Origin of the sequence: Streptomyces sp. NPDC058308 (assembly GCF_042880275.1) — a bacterium.
Lineage (GTDB): Bacteria > Actinomycetota > Actinomycetes > Streptomycetales > Streptomycetaceae > Streptomyces.
Genome location: NZ_JBHVZA010000032.1, coordinates 66,646 through 82,478, shown reverse-complemented (window position 1 = coordinate 82,478; position 15,833 = coordinate 66,646). Strand labels below are relative to the sequence as shown.

General features: G+C 72.0%; 16 protein-coding genes. 7 read left to right on the top strand and 9 right to left on the bottom strand.

Annotation, left to right across the window (positions count from 1 at the left end; genetic code table 11):
• Positions 1–86 precede the first annotated feature (86 nt).
• The 4 genes from fxsA to ACFVYL_RS32185 all read right to left on the bottom strand — a co-directional run bounded on the left by fxsA (position 87) and on the right by ACFVYL_RS32185 (position 4,219).
• Complete coding sequence (fxsA, locus tag ACFVYL_RS32200) at positions 87–665, bottom strand: FxsA family membrane protein (RefSeq protein WP_389722233.1); 579 nt, start codon at positions 663–665, stop codon at positions 87–89.
• A 92-nt stretch (positions 666–757) separates the two neighbouring features.
• Entirely contained in the window at positions 758–1,549 is a 792-nt protein-coding gene (locus ACFVYL_RS32195; RefSeq protein WP_389722231.1) for a polyprenol monophosphomannose synthase, read from the bottom strand.
• Between the two features lie 536 nt (positions 1,550–2,085).
• A complete protein-coding gene (locus ACFVYL_RS32190; RefSeq protein ID WP_389722229.1) occupies positions 2,086–3,735 on the bottom strand; it encodes an amidohydrolase in 1,650 nt (549 codons plus the stop codon).
• A gap of 43 nt (positions 3,736–3,778) precedes the next feature.
• Positions 3,779–4,219 carry an Lrp/AsnC family transcriptional regulator gene (locus ACFVYL_RS32185; protein ID WP_150219824.1) on the bottom strand — a complete coding sequence of 147 codons (441 nt, stop codon included), beginning with the start codon at positions 4,217–4,219 and terminating at the stop codon, positions 3,779–3,781.
• A 271-nt stretch (positions 4,220–4,490) separates the two neighbouring features.
• Between ACFVYL_RS32185 and ACFVYL_RS32180 the strand changes: the two genes are divergently transcribed.
• Positions 4,491–4,919, top strand: a complete 429-nt coding sequence (locus ACFVYL_RS32180) for a hypothetical protein (protein ID WP_389722227.1) — start codon at positions 4,491–4,493, stop codon at positions 4,917–4,919.
• A 10-nt stretch (positions 4,920–4,929) separates the two neighbouring features.
• Here the strand turns inward: ACFVYL_RS32180 and ACFVYL_RS32175 are convergent, their stop codons facing one another.
• Positions 4,930–6,030, bottom strand: a complete 1,101-nt coding sequence (locus ACFVYL_RS32175; protein WP_389722225.1) for a phosphotransferase family protein — start codon at positions 6,028–6,030, stop codon at positions 4,930–4,932.
• Between the two features lie 28 nt (positions 6,031–6,058).
• Positions 6,059–7,186: a hypothetical protein gene (locus tag ACFVYL_RS32170; protein WP_389722223.1), complete on the bottom strand. Its 1,128-nt coding sequence runs from the start codon at positions 7,184–7,186 to the stop codon at positions 6,059–6,061.
• A gap of 246 nt (positions 7,187–7,432) precedes the next feature.
• Between ACFVYL_RS32170 and ACFVYL_RS32165 the strand changes: the two genes are divergently transcribed.
• A complete protein-coding gene (locus tag ACFVYL_RS32165; protein WP_389722242.1) occupies positions 7,433–7,864 on the top strand; it encodes a hypothetical protein in 432 nt (143 codons plus the stop codon).
• Here the strand turns inward: ACFVYL_RS32165 and ACFVYL_RS32160 are convergent.
• Positions 7,827–8,999, bottom strand: coding sequence for an acyl-CoA dehydrogenase family protein (locus tag ACFVYL_RS32160; protein WP_389722221.1), 1,173 nt, complete (start codon positions 8,997–8,999; stop codon positions 7,827–7,829). The genes ACFVYL_RS32165 and ACFVYL_RS32160 overlap by 38 nt on opposite strands.
• Positions 9,000–9,346: 347 nt before the next feature.
• On the opposite strand from ACFVYL_RS32160, the gene ACFVYL_RS32155 reads away from it, so the two are divergent.
• A complete protein-coding gene (locus tag ACFVYL_RS32155) occupies positions 9,347–10,591 on the top strand; it encodes a glycoside hydrolase family 18 protein (protein WP_389722219.1) in 1,245 nt (414 codons plus the stop codon).
• 77 nt (positions 10,592–10,668) lie between these two features.
• On the opposite strand, the gene ACFVYL_RS32150 is transcribed toward ACFVYL_RS32155, so the two are convergent.
• Positions 10,669–11,292, bottom strand: a complete 624-nt coding sequence (locus ACFVYL_RS32150; RefSeq protein ID WP_389722217.1) for a TetR/AcrR family transcriptional regulator — start codon at positions 11,290–11,292, stop codon at positions 10,669–10,671.
• A gap of 198 nt (positions 11,293–11,490) precedes the next feature.
• On the opposite strand from ACFVYL_RS32150, the gene ACFVYL_RS32145 reads away from it, so the two are divergent.
• From ACFVYL_RS32145 to ACFVYL_RS32135, 3 genes are read left to right on the top strand one after another with little or no spacing between them, the layout of a single operon-like run.
• A complete protein-coding gene (locus ACFVYL_RS32145) occupies positions 11,491–12,048 on the top strand; it encodes a DUF6230 family protein (protein ID WP_389722215.1) in 558 nt (185 codons plus the stop codon).
• A complete protein-coding gene (locus ACFVYL_RS32140; protein ID WP_389722213.1) occupies positions 12,039–13,040 on the top strand; it encodes a DUF6114 domain-containing protein in 1,002 nt (333 codons plus the stop codon). Before ACFVYL_RS32145 ends, ACFVYL_RS32140 begins: the two co-directional genes overlap by 10 nt.
• 10 nt (positions 13,041–13,050) lie before the next feature.
• Positions 13,051–13,971: a hypothetical protein gene (locus ACFVYL_RS32135; protein ID WP_389722211.1), complete on the top strand. Its 921-nt coding sequence runs from the start codon at positions 13,051–13,053 to the stop codon at positions 13,969–13,971.
• Here the strand turns inward: ACFVYL_RS32135 and ACFVYL_RS32130 are convergent.
• A complete protein-coding gene (locus ACFVYL_RS32130; protein ID WP_389722209.1) occupies positions 13,949–14,095 on the bottom strand; it encodes an SCO1431 family membrane protein in 147 nt (48 codons plus the stop codon). The two genes, ACFVYL_RS32135 and ACFVYL_RS32130, sit on opposite strands and share 23 nt — an antisense overlap.
• A 229-nt stretch (positions 14,096–14,324) precedes the next feature.
• Between ACFVYL_RS32130 and ACFVYL_RS32125 the strand changes: the two genes are divergently transcribed.
• Positions 14,325–15,815, top strand: a complete 1,491-nt coding sequence (locus tag ACFVYL_RS32125; RefSeq protein WP_389722207.1) for a M1 family metallopeptidase — start codon at positions 14,325–14,327, stop codon at positions 15,813–15,815.
• Positions 15,816–15,833 lie beyond the last annotated feature (18 nt).

The window sequence follows — 15,833 nt, the reverse complement described above, 5'->3', positions numbered from 1 at the left end:
CCCCTAGTATCTCTTGTTGCGTGGGGGGGGGGGGGGCCGTCCCGGGGCGCCCCCCCCCCCGCCCCTCTTCGTGCGCTCCCTATGGCTCAGCGCGGCAGCTGCGGGTCGTCCGGGCGCGTGCCGCGCCGCGAGGCCTCGTCGTCCCTGATGACCTCGCCCTGGACCACGTTGCCGTCGGGGCGGCGCATGCGCGCCTGCTGGAAGGCGTCACCGAGACCGCCGGGCGTCGCCTCGCGCACCTTGCGCTCGAAGGTCCGCTCCGCGTACCGCCCCAGCGCCTTCTGGACCGGCGGAACCAGCAGGATCAGCCCCAGAGCGTCCGAGATCAGTCCGGGCAGGATGATCAGCAGCCCGCCCAGCATCGTGAGGGCGCCACCGCCCCCGCTCTCCTGGGTGGGCGCCACGCCCGTCTGCTGCTGCTGTTGCACCGCCTCGCTGAGCTTGCGGAACGCCCTGCGCCCCGCGCGCTTGATCACCGCGGAGCCGAGCACCAGGCCGCCCACGAGGAGCAGGAAGACCACGAGCCCGCTCGTGGCGCCCGCCACGACGGTGAGCAGCCAGATTTCCAGGACCAGCCACACGGCGATCCCGAGCGGCAGGTACCTCAGGGGCCCGGAGCGCCGGGGCCGGGCAGGTCGGATGGGAGGCGGTGCGCCAGTCGTCATGCTCCCAGTGTGCCTGGCGCCGCCTCAGTCCGGGATAAGGGGATGATCAAGAAGACCGGCCCCCGCCGCTACCGGCCGCACACCGGCCGCCCTCAAGGCTGCTTGCGGCCGATGACCTTGCCGACGCGCTCCCCCACACCCCAGGCGGTGACCCGCCACAGCGCCTCGACCACGATGTTCTGGCTCATCTTGCTGTCCCCGAGCTCGCGCTCGACGAACGTGATGGGCACCTCGACGACGTGATAGCCCGCCTTGACGGCGCGGCGCGCCAGGTCGACCTGGAAGCAGTACCCCTGCGACTCGACCTCGCCGAGGCCGAGCCCCTCCAGGGTCTCGCGGCGGAAGGCGCGGTAGCCGCCCGTCACGTCGCGGATGGGCACGTCGAGCAGCAGACGCGAGTACGTGCTGCCGCCGCGGGAGATGAACTCGCGGTGCTTGGGCCAGTTGACGACCCGGCCGCCCGGCACCCAGCGCGAGCCGAGCACGAGGTCGGCGCCCTTCAGCGCGGTGAGCAGCCGGGGCAGCTCCTCCGGCTGGTGGGAGCCGTCGGCGTCCATCTCGACGAGCACGCCGTAGTCGTTGTCGAGGCCCCAGTGGAAGCCCGCGAGGTAGGCGGCGCCGAGCCCTTCCTTGCCCTTGCGGTGCAGCACGTGGACCGACTCGTCCTCGGCCGCGAGCTCATCGGCGATCTTGCCGGTGCCGTCGGGGCTGTTGTCGTCGGCGACAAGGATGTGCGCGTCCGGTACGGAGGCACGCACCCGGCCGACGATGGACTGGATGTTCTCCGCCTCGTTGTAGGTCGGAATGATCACCAAGGCCGTGCCGAGCGAGCCGAACTGCCTCCCCTGGTCCCCTGCTTCGGAGACCCGACCGCCGTCGTTCACTACTGCCCCTTCGTTCGTACGCAGAGGACCACCATAGTGGCCCCGGCCTGCGGCGCAGCGGCGGCACGGAGGTCGGGGCCGCGAGCACCCGCCGAGGAGGGCGGGAAACTGGGCCCGTGAGGGCGGAACGTACAGCGGATCGGGGCCCGGCGCCCTTCGGGCCGGCCTGGGACCCGCTGGCTGCGGATCGACCGAAAGCCGTTGTCTACTGAGCGTCCGGGCCCCACCCGGGTCACACCTGCCGGCCGGCTGATACGTTCCCTCGCCTCCGCGTCGCGGGCGCTGGACCTGGCTCCCAGTGGTGGTGCGCCGGTGCGGCACACCACCCATGACCCAGCGGCGTTCGACGACTGCGTGGAGGTTCGCCGGTCGGACGTCCTGTGGTGGACCCGGCCGAACCTACCGGCCCACGACGGCTCTCTGTCAATACCCCGCTGAACTGCGGCGACTTCAAAGGCGGCCAGGTCAGGGCCGAGGATTCCCAGGTCGTGCGTCGCCGCACGGGGGCGCAATCCGCGGCGCGCACCGCCGGTACATCACTCGTCCGGCCGCACGAACACCGGCCGGCCGCCCACCACCGTGCGCAGGCAGACGGGCAGTTCGGCGCCCGGCGACAGGTCGGGCAGACCCGGCGTGCCGGAACGCGGGTCGGTCGACCAGCGGGCCACGCGGTCGTCGGGGGCCTGCACCACCAGATCGGCGGTGCGCCACACGGCGTAGTCCGCGGGGGCGCCCGGCACCAGGATGCCCGCGTCGTCGCGGCCGACGGCCCGCCAGCCGCCGCGGGTGTGGGCGGTGAACGCGGCCCGCACGGAGACGCGGTGCTCGGGCGTCCGGTGGAACGCGGCGGCCCGTACGGTGCCCCACGGGTCCAGCGGGGTGACGGGGCTGTCGGAGCCGAAGGCGAGGGGCACGCCGGTGCGCAGGAGGGCCGCGTACGGGTTGAGGGTGCGGGCCCGCTCGGCGCCCAGGCGCTGGGCGTACATGCCGTCCTCGCCGCCCCACAGCGCGTCGAAGGCGGGCTGGACGGACGCGGTGAGGCCGAACTCGGCGAAGGCGGCGATCGTCTCGGGGGTGAGCATCTCGGCGTGCTCGATCCGGTGCCGCGCGGCGCGCACGCGGGCCGTGCCGACCTGCTCCGCGGCCGCGCGCACGCCGTCGACCACCGCGGTCACCGCCGCGTCCCCGATGGCGTGGAAGCCCGCCTGGAGGCCCGCTTCCGTGCATGCGGCGACGTGGGCGGCGACGGCTGCGGCGTCCAGGTAGGCGGCGCCGGTGCGGGCGGCGGCCGAGTCCGCGTACGGCTCGTGCAGGCAGGCGGTGTGCGAGCCGAGGGCGCCGTCGACGAAGAGGTCGCCCGCGGCGCCGGCCGCGCCGAGATCCCGGGCCCGCTCGACGTCCTGTTCGGCCCAGTAGCCGACGACACGCGGCCCCGCCTCCTCGGCGGCGAGCCGCAGCAGCCCGGTGAAGTCGTCCTCGTCGGAGATCTCGGGGCCCCCGCACTCGTGCACGGAGCCGATGCCGAGCGAGGCGGCGTGCGCGAGCGCGGCGCGCTGGGCCTTCGTGCGCTGCTGCGGGGTGACGGCGGCGAGGGCCGCGGCTCGGACCCCGTGGTGGGCGTCGGCGGTCAGGGGGGCGTCCGGGTGGTAGCCGGTGCGCTCGGTGATGCCGGGCACGAGGTCGAGCAGCGCGGTGGTGACGACCGCCGAGTGGACGTCGATGCGGGAGAGGTACAGCGGGCGGCCGCCGGTCGCCTCGTCGAGCTGCGCGCGCGTCAGCGGCCGTCCGCCGGGCCAGCGGGCGGCGTCCCAGCCGTGCCCCAGGAGGATGGTGTCCTGCGGTCGGGCGGCGGCGTGTTCGCGTACGAGAACGAGTGCGTCGGCCGCCGAACGGGCGCCGGTCAGATCCAGCCCTGTCAGCGCGAGGCCGGTGGCCGTGGTGTGCACGTGGGCGTCCGTGAACGCCGGGGTGACCAGGGCCCCTTCCAGGTCGACGACCTCGTCGACGCCGTCGGCGAAGGCGTCCGCCGCGCCTTCCGAGCCGACCCAGGCGACGTGTCCGCGGTCGACGACCATCGCGGTCGCGAACGGGTCGGCTGGGCTGTGGACGTCGCCGCCGCGCAGCAGCACGGTGCGGTGGTTCGATGGATCCTGGGGGTCGTTCCCGGGGGCGGTGCTCTGGCTCATGGGCACCAGTCTCGCCCCTGTCGGCGGGCGGCCGACGCGGGGGTCACACCTGGGGCGGGCGCGCCTCGTACGGGGTGGAGAGGACGACCGTCGTGCGGGTGGAGACACCGGCGAGCGCCCGCAGGCGGCTGAGCAGGTGCTCCAGCTCCAGCGGGGTGGCGACGCGGACCTTGAGGATGTAGTTCTCGTCGCCGGCGACGCTGTGGCACGCCTCGATCTCCGGGACGCCCGCGAGCCGGTCGGCGATGTCGTCGGGGGCGCTGGGGTCGAACGGCTTCACCGAGATGAACGCGGTGAGCGGCAGGCCGACCGCCTCGGGGTCGACGACCGCCGCGTACCCGCGGATGACGCCCCGCTGCTCCAGGCGGCGCACGCGCTGGTGCACGGCCGACGTGGACAGGCCCGTGGCCTTGCCCAGGTCGGTGTAGCTCATCCGCCCGTCCTTGACGAGCAGCTGCACGATCTGTCGGTCCAGCTCCTCCATGCGGCGAACCTACAGGGCTCTTGATCCCTCCGGATACCTGAGCGCCCGAAGGTCCCGCACACCGGTGACGTCCGCCCGGCCGCCCGGCCCTCGGTCCGACCGGCCCACTCGCCTCCCCGCGACCGGGCAACTCCACGCGGCATGTGACGAATGCCACAGTGCTGTGACCGTGTCCGACGGGATGCAACGATTACCCCCACGACGGGACGGGAAGTGCTTGCTGTGGTCGAGGCCGCAGCGCCTTGTCGGCCCACCCGAGGGGGAGAATCCCATGCAGAATTTGAAGCGCCCCGGCCGGTCTGCCCGCGCCAGGCAGCAACCGGCCGTCGAGCCCGAGCCGGAGGGCGTCGAACCGGCAGACGCCTTTCTCGACTCCTACGACACCTTCGAGATGTACCGGGTGAACTGCCCCGACTGCGGGCAGCCCATCGCGCTCCTCGCGGACGAGGACGTGCTGCCCGAGCACGCGCTGTGCGCGACTCCGTGGAACCCGTTCGGCCTGACGGTCTGTGCGGGCACCGGCCGGGACGCCACCGACGCGGAGCCCGCCGACGAGTCGACGGAGGTTCAGGAGCAGGACACCGCCCTGCTGTTGACGCTCCCTCAGGGGCTCGACTGGCGGACGCAGCCGTTCTCGCACGTGAACGGGCCGGGCTCGCGCCCCCTCCGGGTGCCGGGCCAGGACCGGCCCGCCGCCTGACCCACCGGCCTCACCAGTAGCTGCCCTGCACCATGGCGGCCAGACTGCCGTGGTGCAGGATCAGTGTGTCCGCGGCCTCCGCGCTCCCGGGCACGGCGGCCTCGCCGAAGTGGACCTGCCGGTAGGCGACGCGCAGCATGACGATCGCGTGCCGCAGCGCCGCGTACAGCGTGTAGAAGTCCATGTCGCGCGGGGTGTGTCCGGTGAACCGGGCGTAGGCCTCCTCGATGCGGTCGCGGCGCAGGAAGTCCGGCAGGCCCGGCTGGCCGAAACTCACCGTCAGGTCCTGGAAGAAGCGGTGCAGATAGACCATCCAGCCGAGGTCCACCTCGCGCGGGGCGAGTGACGCCATCTCCCAGTCGAGGACGGCAGCGGGCTCGAAGCCGTCGTAGATGATGTTCCCGATGCGCGCGTCGCCCCAATTGAGAACGGCCTCACCCGTGTCCCGCGGCCACAGCTCGTCGAGCCGGTCGAAGGCGCTCTCGATGACGGGCGAGCGCGGCAGTCCGCGCACCACCCACTCGTAGTAGGCGCGTTGGACCGTGACGTGGCGGCGCAGCGGGCTGCCCTCGCCCGGCAGCGAGAGGAAATCGGCGGCGCCCGGCGGCACTTGGTCGTGCAGGTGGGCGATGATCCGCACCGATGCCTCTTCGAGGCGGGCGCGTTCGCTGTCGGTCGCCGCGTGCAGCCAATTGCCCTCGTACGTATAGGGCATGACGTCCGGCGGGACGTGGCCGTCGACCCGCTCCATGACGAAGAAGGGCGCGCCGAGCGGGCCAGGGTCCTCTTCCAGCCAGAGCACGCGCGGCACGGGCAGGTCGCTGTGCTCGGCGACGAGCCGCATCGTGCGGTACTGGCGCGGCATGTCGTAGACGGGGAAGACCGTGTACGCCGCCGGATCGGCCGCCACGCGCAACGCGCAGTTCCTGAGCGGCGGTTCGGGGTGTTCGACGGCGAACAGCAGGGTCTCGCTGGACATGCCGTTGGACTCGGGCACGGTCACGTCGACCGCCTCGGCGCCGGGAAGGCGCCTGTCGAGCCAGGCGGTGAGGCGGCGAGCGAGGTCCTCCGGTTCGCGGGTGGTGGTGCGGGGGCGGGGTGCCGTTGCCATCTGCGTACTCCTCCCTCGTGCCGGTGGCTCAGGGCGCCACGGAGCCGAAGCCGGTGAAGCCGCTCGGGTCGTGGCGGCCGAAGCTGCCGTGCTCGAAAATGCCGTATCCCGTCTGCCCGTTCAGGGTGAAACGCGCGGCGTGGTCGATGACGCCGTACGCGGCGAGGGGGTGGGCGGCGGGGTCCGACAGGTCGTAGGTGCGGCGGTCGGTCCAGTCGCGGCCGCGCCAGGTGCCGTGCTGCCAGTCGTCGGCGGGCGGGTAGCCGGCGCCCACGGCGAGCGGCAGCGAGGCGAGGACCTGCACGCCGAGCTCCAGGGGCTCGCGGCCGTCGGGGTCGGTGAGGTGGATGACGGCGCGCTCGGGGTGCCGGGTGCCGGAGCGGTAGGCGATGTCGGCCTGCGGCCAGCCGAGTTGGCGGTCGCGCACGCCGGGCCGCACGAGCGTGGCGTCGTTGAGGGTGCGGTAGCCGTCGGCGTCCTCCTGGGCGATGACCATGAGGAAGCGGTCGTCGAAGCGCACCGGGCACCAGATCCAGTGGAAGCCCTCAGTGGCGAACTCCTCCTCGAGGAGCCCGCGTTCCTCGCCGGGGATGGGCCGCACGCCCCAGCTGCGGTCACGGGTCGCGGTCCACTCCCCCGGCGCCACGACGGTCTCGTCACCGCCCGCCCTGATCACTCCGGAGGGCCGTCCCGCCTGCACGAAGCGGCGCCCTTCGAGGGTGAGCCGGTCGCCGCGCCGCTGGATGTGGTGCGGCTCCCACAGGGCGGGGAAGTCGGCGGTCCAGGTGAGGTCGTACGAGAGGGACGCGGGGTCGGCCGGGTCGGCGGCGCACTCGAGGCGGATGCGGCGCAGCGGCTCGTCCACGGTGATGCGCAGCGGGCCGACGCGGAGGTTCATCCGGTCCTCGCCGAGGGCGTCACTGGCCCGTACGGCGTGGAGCGTGTCCCCGGTACGCAGCGTGGCGTACGCGTCGATGACACCGGTGTTCGGGTAGACGCCGAGGCCGAGGATGAGCAGGGCGCGGCCCCGGTGGTCGAAGAGGTGGAAGATGCAGCGGTCGTAGGCGTTGCGGTCGCCTGTCGCGACGTGCTTCATCGACAGGGGGACCTGGTGCACGGGGTATTCGTCGAGCGGGACCGGACGGTCGTCTGCCACGTCAAACCTCCCTGGTTGCACGGCAGTTCAGGGCAGCCGGGGCGGTGGGGCCCTCCGGCGCGGAGTTGACGGTACGTCAGTTGACGGGACGGAGCCATACACGCGCGCGACCCGTGCCGCGCTCCGGCGTGCGCCCGCCGGGCCGTACGGGCGCGGCGTTCCCGCTGGGCCGTATGGGCACGCCGGGCACAGACGCTCGATTCCCCGGGACGGTGACTTCCGTGCGGCGGCCGCCGTTGGTCTGGCATGACCCCCACGGACATGGGCACCGAGACGGGCCCGGCGCACTTCCCCACCGGACGCCGACGGCGCACCCTGGTGACGTTGCCCGCCTCCGCAGAATCGGTTCCGCAGCGGCCTCAGGATTCCCCACCGCACCCGCACTCCCCTGCGCACCACCAGCACCAGCAGCAGCACCAGCAGCAGTACGCCTACCAGCAGCCCCAGCAGGCCTACCCGCAGCCCTCACAGGCGTACCAACAGCCCCACCAGCAGCAGCCGTACCAGCAGCCGCACTTCCAGGACCCGCCGATCTACGGCACGCTGCTCCGCCTCTGGGCCGACCGCGGCCGGACGCTGCCCGGGCGCCACGACCCGGAGTGGGCGCGGCTCGTGGCGCCGCCGGTGAACTACGGCTCGTTCAGCGCGAGTCGGGACCCGCGAGGTGACGTGCGATGACCATGCGCTGGATCTGATTGGTGCCCTCGACGATCTGCAGCACCTTGGCCTCGCGCATGAGGCGCTCCACGGGGAAGTCCGCGGTGTAGCCGTACCCCCCGAGGACCTGCACGGCGTCCGTCGTCACCTTCATCGCGGCGTCCGTGCACAGCAGCTTGGCCATGGCCGCCTGCTTGGCGAACGGCCGGCCGGCGTCGCGGAGCCTGGCCGCGGCCAGATAGAGCGCCCGGCCCGCCTCGATCTGCGTCGCCATGTCCGCGAGCATGAAGCGCAGCCCCTGGAAGTCGGCGATGGGCCTGCCGAACTGCCGGCGCTCGGTGGCATACGCGACGGCCTCGTCGAGCGCCGCCTGGGCCACGCCGATGGCGCAGGCCGCGATGCCGAGCCGCCCCGAGTCGAGCGCGGAGAGCGCGATGGCGAAGCCCTGTCCCTCGTCGCCGATGCGGCGCGAGTCCGGGACGCGTACGCCGTCGAAGTTGATCTGGGCGGTGGGCGAGCCCTTCATGCCCATCTTCTTCTCGGGCACCGCGGCGCTCAGCCCCTCGGCGTCGCCCGGCACCAGGAAGGCAGTGACGCCGCGGGCGCCTTCGCCGCCGGTGCGGGCCATGACCGTGTAGAAGTCGGCGATGCCGCCGTGCGTGATCCACGCCTTGGTGCCGGTGATGACCCAGCCCTCGTCGTCCCTGACGGCCTTCGTGCGCAGCGAGGCCGCGTCGGACCCGGACGCGGGCTCGGACAGGCAGTACGCGCCGAGGAGGCCACCGCCGAGCATGGCCGACAGGTGGTCGGCCTGCTGCTGCTTGGTGCCGTACCCGGCGAGCGCGTGGCAGGACAGGGTGTGGACGCTGACGCCGAGACCGACGGTCAGGCGCGCCGCGGCGAGCTCTTCGAGAACCTGGAGATAGACCTCGTACGGCTGGTCGCCGCCGCCGAACTCCGCGTCGTACGGCAGTCCGAGGAGGCCGGATTCGGAGAGCAGCGTGAAGACCTCGCGGGGAAAGCGCCCGGCGTCCTCTTCCTCGGCCGTCTTCGGGGCGATCTCGCGCTGGGCTATGTCCCGGACCAGCGAGAGCAGGTCCCTGGCCTCGTCCGTGGGCAGCTGACGGTCCACCGACGGCGCGATGCGGTCGGGCATGGCGCTCTCCTCCCTGTGGGGCTGCGGCGGACGCCCGCGCTGGGTGGGGCGGCGCCGCCGGGAAACGATGCCGAGCCAGGCTCTCCTTCCGGGTCACGGAAGCAGCTGACCAGCGGCTGTGGCGCGTTGAGTATGACCGATCGGCGGCGGCCCGTCACTAGTTAACGACCGCTTACTTGAAAGATAGCCGAAGATCGCCCGTGGCGGCCCGATTGGTACGAACCATTGACCACACTGGTCTAGTCCTCCTACTGTTCCCCCGAACGTCTTAACGCGTTCATGCCAAGTCGCACGCAGGTCCACGGCACTACTTCCCCCTCCAGGTTTCCCCCCACGAGGAGACAACGATGCTCAGACCGCACACCTCCCGCGCCTCGTTCCGGGCGCTCCTCGCCACCGCCTGTTGCACCGTCCTCGGCGCGGGACTGCTGGCCGGCGCGGGCAGCGCCGCCGCCGGGCAGGACCGGCCCACCGCGACGAAGGCCGCCGCCGGTTCCAAGGTCGTCGGATACTTCACCGAGTGGGGCGTCTACGACCGGAACTACCACGTCAAGAACGTCGAGACGTCCGGCTCGGCAGCCAAGCTCACGCACATCAACTACGCCTTCGGCAACGTCCAGGGCGGCAAGTGCACGATGGGCGACGCCTACGCGGCGACCGACAAGGCCTACACCGCGGGCCAGTCCGTGGACGGCGTGGCCGACACCTGGGACCAGCCGCTGCGCGGCAACTTCAACCAGCTGCGCAAGCTGAAGAAGAAACACCCCGGCCTCAAGGTCCTCTGGTCGTTCGGCGGCTGGACCTGGTCGGGCGGGTTCACCGAGGCGGCGAAGAACCCCGCGGCCTTCGCCCAGTCCTGCTACGACCTGGTCGAGAACTCCAAGTGGGCCGACGTCTTCGACGGCATCGACATCGACTGGGAGTACCCCAACACCTGCGGCCTCACCTGTGACACCAGCGGCCGCGCGGCGTACAAGAACCTCATGTCCGCGGTCCGTTCGAAGTTCGGCAGCGGCAACCTCGTGACCTCGGCGATCCCGGCCGACGCCTCGGCGGGCGGCAAGCTCGACGCCGCCGACTACGCGGGCGCCGCCCAGTACGTCGACTGGTACAACCCCATGACGTACGACTACTTCGGGGCCTGGGACGCGAAGGGCCCGACCGCCCCGCACTCGCCGCTCACCTCCTACAGCGGCATACCGAAGGACGGCTACAACTCCGACGCCACCATCAAGAAGCTCAAGGGCCTCGGCGTCCCCTCGAACAAGCTGCTGCTCGGCATCGGCTTCTACGGCCGCGGCTGGACGGGCGTCACGCAGAAGGCGCCGGGCGGCACCGCGACGGGCCCCGCGGCGGGCAAGTACGAGCAGGGCATCGACGACTACAAGGAACTGAAGACCAAGTGCCCGGCCAACGGCACCGTCGGCGGGACCGCGTACGCGCACTGCGGGAACAACTGGTGGAGCTACGACACCCCGGCCACCATCGCGGGGAAGATGAACTACAAGAACCAGCAGGGCCTCGGCGGCACCTTCTTCTGGGAGCTCAGCGGTGACACGTCGGGCGGCGAGCTGATCAAGGCCATCAACTGACGTTCCGTCCAAGGCGTTCGGGGCGGGAGCCGGCCGACTCCCGCCCCTTTCGCGTGGCAGGGCTCAAAGACAGGCTCTCAGGGGTGCACCGGTGCCGGATACGACGGCTCGAAGTCCTCGATGACCCGCAGCGTGTCCCCGAGGGTGCGCACCAGGAGCGAGCCGACCGTCTCGCGCGACAGCTCACGGTGGCCGATCCAGTCGAGCGTGACGCCCTCCACGCTGCACAGCCAGCCGATCAGCGCGGTGCGCGCCAGCTGCGGTATGTCCTTGCGGCCGTACGCCCCTTCGGCGATCGCGGCGATCAGCGCCTCCCGCACCCCGTCCCGTATGGCGTGCACCTCGGCGTCGAAGCCGACGCCGCCGCTGATGATCGTGCGGTACGCCGCCTGGTGGTGCTCGGCATAACGCAGATAGCCGTCGATCGTGCGCTGCACGCGCTCCACCGGCGGGAGGTCGTCGTGGCGGCCGGCGCGCGCCACCAGTTCGGTGACGGAGTCCTCGATGATCGCGAGGTAGTAGCCGCGCTTGGACTTGAAGTAGTAGTAGATCAGCCCTTTGGCGACGCCCGCCTGCTTCGCGATGTCGTCCATCGACAGGGCGTCGTAGGACGTGTCGGCGAACAGCTTCCGGCCGATGGTGATGAGTTCGGCGCGGCGTGCCGCGGAGCGGTCACTGCCGCGCTGTTGACTATTATTCAATTTCGGCCCTAGTCTCCAACTGCCTCGGGATGTCCGCAGTATGGCAGACCAGTGCCTCCTGCCGGTTCGGCTCCCGACGGCGCTTCACGCACTCCCCTTACGCACGCCACGCACCGCGAAAAGACGTACGGGAGGAAGACAGTGGGCGCAGCACGCAGCGCGTTACGCGAGGGCAGAACATCCTGGAAGAAGACGGCCGTGGTGGCCCTGCCGGCCGTCCTGGCCGTCGGCGTCATGGCCTCCGTGATGGCCGAGGGCGCGCTCGCCGCGTCCTTCGCCGTCTCGGGCACCAGCTTCCAGGTGTCGTCCGGCAAACTGACCAGCGAGGGCCTGTCGTCGTACGTGCAGACGGACCGGGACGTCGACGGCAAGGGGCACCCCGTGGCGCTCCTCGGGATCGGCGACGCGACCCTCACCGACATCTGCCAGGCCGCCGAGGTGAAGACCCCGGTGGGCAACGTCGTCTTCAAGCTGACCGCGGGCGGCGACGCCGGAAACGTCACGGCCAGCAACCTGGTCATCGACGGCGAGGACCTGGTGGGCGACGCCCGCTTCGGCACCGCCGAGATCGGCCGGGACGCCTCCACGCTCGACGAGGTGCCCGGGGTCAAGGGCGAGAAGGGCAAGTTCGGGCTGCAGGCCGGGGACATCGAGGTCGCCGGGGTGAAGTCGCACGCCTGGTCGGCGACGGGGGGCAACTTCCGGCTCAAGGGCATGCGGGTCGACGTCAGCCTCGGCGGCAAGAAGTGCTTCTGACCGGCGGCGGCAGAGGCGGGGTCAGTCCCTTCCGCACGGACGGCGGCGGCTGGCTCGACCGGCGGCTGCCGTGGCCCGAGCAGCGCCGGGTCGTCCGCAGGTGGCGGCGCACCCGGCCCTTCTGGGGCGGGCTGCTGCTCATCCTCGGCGGCGCCGAGCTGGTCCTGACCCCGCTCTCGCCCCTGACGGTGCTGGTCAGCCTGGGGCTCGGCGGGATCGCGGCGCTCGGCATCGGGATCGCCCTTGTCGTGGCGGGGCTCTTCCTGTGGCTGCTGCCGCACGCGCACCACTACGTGAGCATCAACGCCCTGATCCTCTCGGTGCTCTCGTTCGCGGCGACCAACCTCGGCGGGTTCCTGGTCGGCATGCTGCTCGGGATCGCGGGCAGCGCCATGGGGTTCGGGTGGACGCCGGTGCCGCAGGACGCCGAGGAGGACCCGGCGCGCCCCAGGGTGCGGGACGGGCAGGGCACCCGGACGCTCGGTGTGCTGCTGCCGGTGGCGATCGTCGCCGGGCTCGTGGTGCACGGGAGCCCGGCGCGGGCGGCACCGGCGGAGGTGAAGGCGGCCCCTGCGGAGGCGATCGTGGCGGCGCGCGTCCCGCCGACCATCACCACGACGCTCTTCGCGCCGCAGGGCTTCATCCTGGCGGGCGTCCGCGAGATCCCCACCGCGGACGGCCCGTTGAAGGTCATGGTGCTGCGGATGAAGGCGGCCTCGCTCACCGATTACCGGCTCAGGACGCGCGACGGGAGCGAGGAACTCGCCCTGGGCGCCGACACGCTGGACCTGAGCGGTGCGGTCACGCTCTATCTGACCAAGTTCAAGGGGTGCCTGGAGGGCGTCCTCTGCCTCACCTTCACGCCCGACAAGCTGCCGGTGCCGCCCGTCGTGCCGCCGTTCGTGTTCATGACGGACGTGAGCGCGGAACAGGCGCTGGTCACCTCGGACTCGATCGTGGCGGGCGGACTCACCCTGAAGGCCTCGGCATGAGGGGCCCGGCATGATCCAGATCCAGGCCGCCCTCTTCTGGGCGTACGCGATCGGCGCGACGTTCGCCGTCTCCGCCGGGCGGCAGCTGCAGGTGTGGGAGCGGATCAACGCGGGCGAGGGGCCGCGCACGCGCAGCCGGGCCGCCAACCCCTATCTCGCCCTCACGGGGCTCTTCGCCGCCGTCCTGCTGGTGCCGACCGGGCTCTTCCTGCTGTGGCAGAACCCGTCCTGGGCGACGATGCACGTGGCCGGCGGGCACGACGACGTGTGGGCGGGGTTCGTGCTGTTCTATGCGGGCGGGCTCCCGGTGGCGGCGATCCTCGGGTTTCTCGTGGCGCAGGCCCTGGTGCTCGTGGGCGCGGGCTACTGGGCGTACCTGAGTTGCGTCGGCGGGTACTTCCTGCTGTTCGGGACGCTGATCCACGGCTGGGACGGCAGCGGGTACGAGCGCTTCCTGTCGTCCGGTGCGGGGGACTTCGCCGACTGGCCGCGGGACAGCGTCGTCAATCACGTACTGGACTTCCTGACGTCCGGGACGTTCCTGGCACTGCTGCTCTTCGGGGCCGCGGTGATCGGCACCATGCTGGTGACCGAGATCGGCTGGCTCATGGAGGGCTGGTCGCTGCCGGGCGCCGACGAGGAGCGCAAGGTGCCGAGGCTCCTCGCCGTCGTCATCGCGGCGGCCGGTGTCTACGGGCTGCCGTTCGTGGGCGCGCTCTTCGCCAGCGTGCTGGTGCGCCTCGCCGGCGGGTGGCTCGGCCTCCCGCTGTTCGCGGTGGCGGCCGGTGTGACGCTGCTGCACCGGCGCTCGCCGGTGCGGTGGCTGTACGGGCTGGTGGGGGTGCCCGCGCGGCACTGGCGGGCGGGCCTGGAAGAGCCCGGCCACCCCGGCGATCAGGAGAGCGGCGTCACATCAGGCCGGTCTGGGTGACGAGCATCGCGAGGACGACGACGAGGGTCCAGCCCGCGAGGTGCTCCAGGATCTTGTGCCCGTCCTCCTCGGGGCCGCCGGTGCGGGCCTTCGCGCGGACGGCGGTGGCAGAGGTCGCAGTCATGTCTTCTCGCTGACGTTCGTCTGGCAGGTGACTTCCCCCCGGGTGATCCCCGCGCGTTCACACGCCGGACGGGATCCCTCTCCACCATGCCAGCAGAAGCCGCCTGCGCGGGAGAGAGCTTGGTCACCCCACAACTCGGACACGGCGGCGCGCGTCTACCTATGGACGGCGGGGTGTGCAGGTGTGCCCCGTCCGTTCGCCCGTGCACCGTACGACCGAGAGGTTCCCGATGAGCACGAACCGGACGACGTCGCCCCGCCCGCGCCGCAGAGCGCGGCTCGCCCTCGCGGCCGCGATCACCGCGGCGGCCGCCCTCACCGCACCCGTCTCACAGGCCGCACCGGCCACCGCCGAGAAGCCGTCGCCGGGCGCCCCCGGTCTCGGCGACCCGCTGTTCCCGCTGGACGGGAACGGCGGGTACCAGGTGGACCGCTACTACCTGGACTTCGACTGGCAGGCGCCCAGAACCCCGTTCGAGGCGACGACGACGATCAAGGCCCGGTCCACGCAGGCGCTCTCGCGCTTCAATCTGGACTTCGGCGGCAACACCCTGCACACCGTCACCGTGAACGGCTCCGCGGCGCTCGCCTCCCGCGCCGGCGACGAGCTGACGGTCACCCCCAAGTCCCCGATAGACAAGGGCAGTTCCTTCACGGTCAAGGTCACGTACACCGCCGACCCGACGCAGACCCGGCACCGCGACGACGCGATCGAGGACTACGGCTGGATCCCCACGCCCGACGGCACGGTGGTCTACCCGCAGCCGAACGGCGCCCGGTTGATCTTCCCGGCCGACGACCATCCGAGCCGGCGGGCGCCGGTCACCTTCCGGATCACGACGCCGGGCGACCGCACGGCCGTCGCCAACGGCAAGCTGGTCTCGCGCACCCAGCGCCCCGGCGGCCGGGTGCGCTGGACGTACGACTCCGAACAGCCGCTCTCCACCCAGCTCGTGCAGCTCGCCATCGGCAAATTCCAGCTGATCGACGGCGAAGGGCCCGGCGGCCTCCCGCTGCGCGACGTCGTCCCGGACTCGCTGGTCGAGCCGACGGCCGCGTACCGGGGGCTCACCCCGGACCATCTGAAGTGGCTGGAGGAGAAGCTCGGCCCCTACCCCTTCGACCGCTACGGCGTCCTGGTCGGCGACACCGATCTCGGCGTGGCCCTGGAGACCCAGACCCTCTCGCTCGTCCCGAAGGCGGACCTGCTCGGCACTCAGGTCGACGCCGAGCGGAACCTGGTGCACGAGCTCACCCACCAGTGGTTCGGCGACAGCGTGGCCCTCAAGAGCTGGTCCGACCTGTGGCTGAGCGAGGGGCACGCGCGCTTCTACGAGCGGGAGTACTCCGAGCAGCACGGCGGGGGCAGCTTCGAGGCCGCCATGAAGACCGCCTACCAGGCCCACGACCAGTGGCGCAGGGACTACGGCGCCCCCGCGGAGCCGACCGAGCCGAACCTCTTCAAGCGCATGCGGTACGACGGCTCGGCCCTGGTCCTGTACGCGCTGCGCGAGCAGGTCGGCGACGCCACGTTCCAGAAGATCGAGCGCGCCTGGGTGAGCGGCTTCAAGGGCCGTACGGCGAGCACCCGGCAGTTCGTCGACCTGGCGTCGAAGGTCGCGGGCCAGGATCTGGAGGGCTTCCTGCACCCGTGGCTGTACGGCGACAGGACTCCGCCGATGCCGGGCCACCCGGACTGGGTGGTGGACCCGGCCAGGTGACCCGCGGTGACGCCGAGC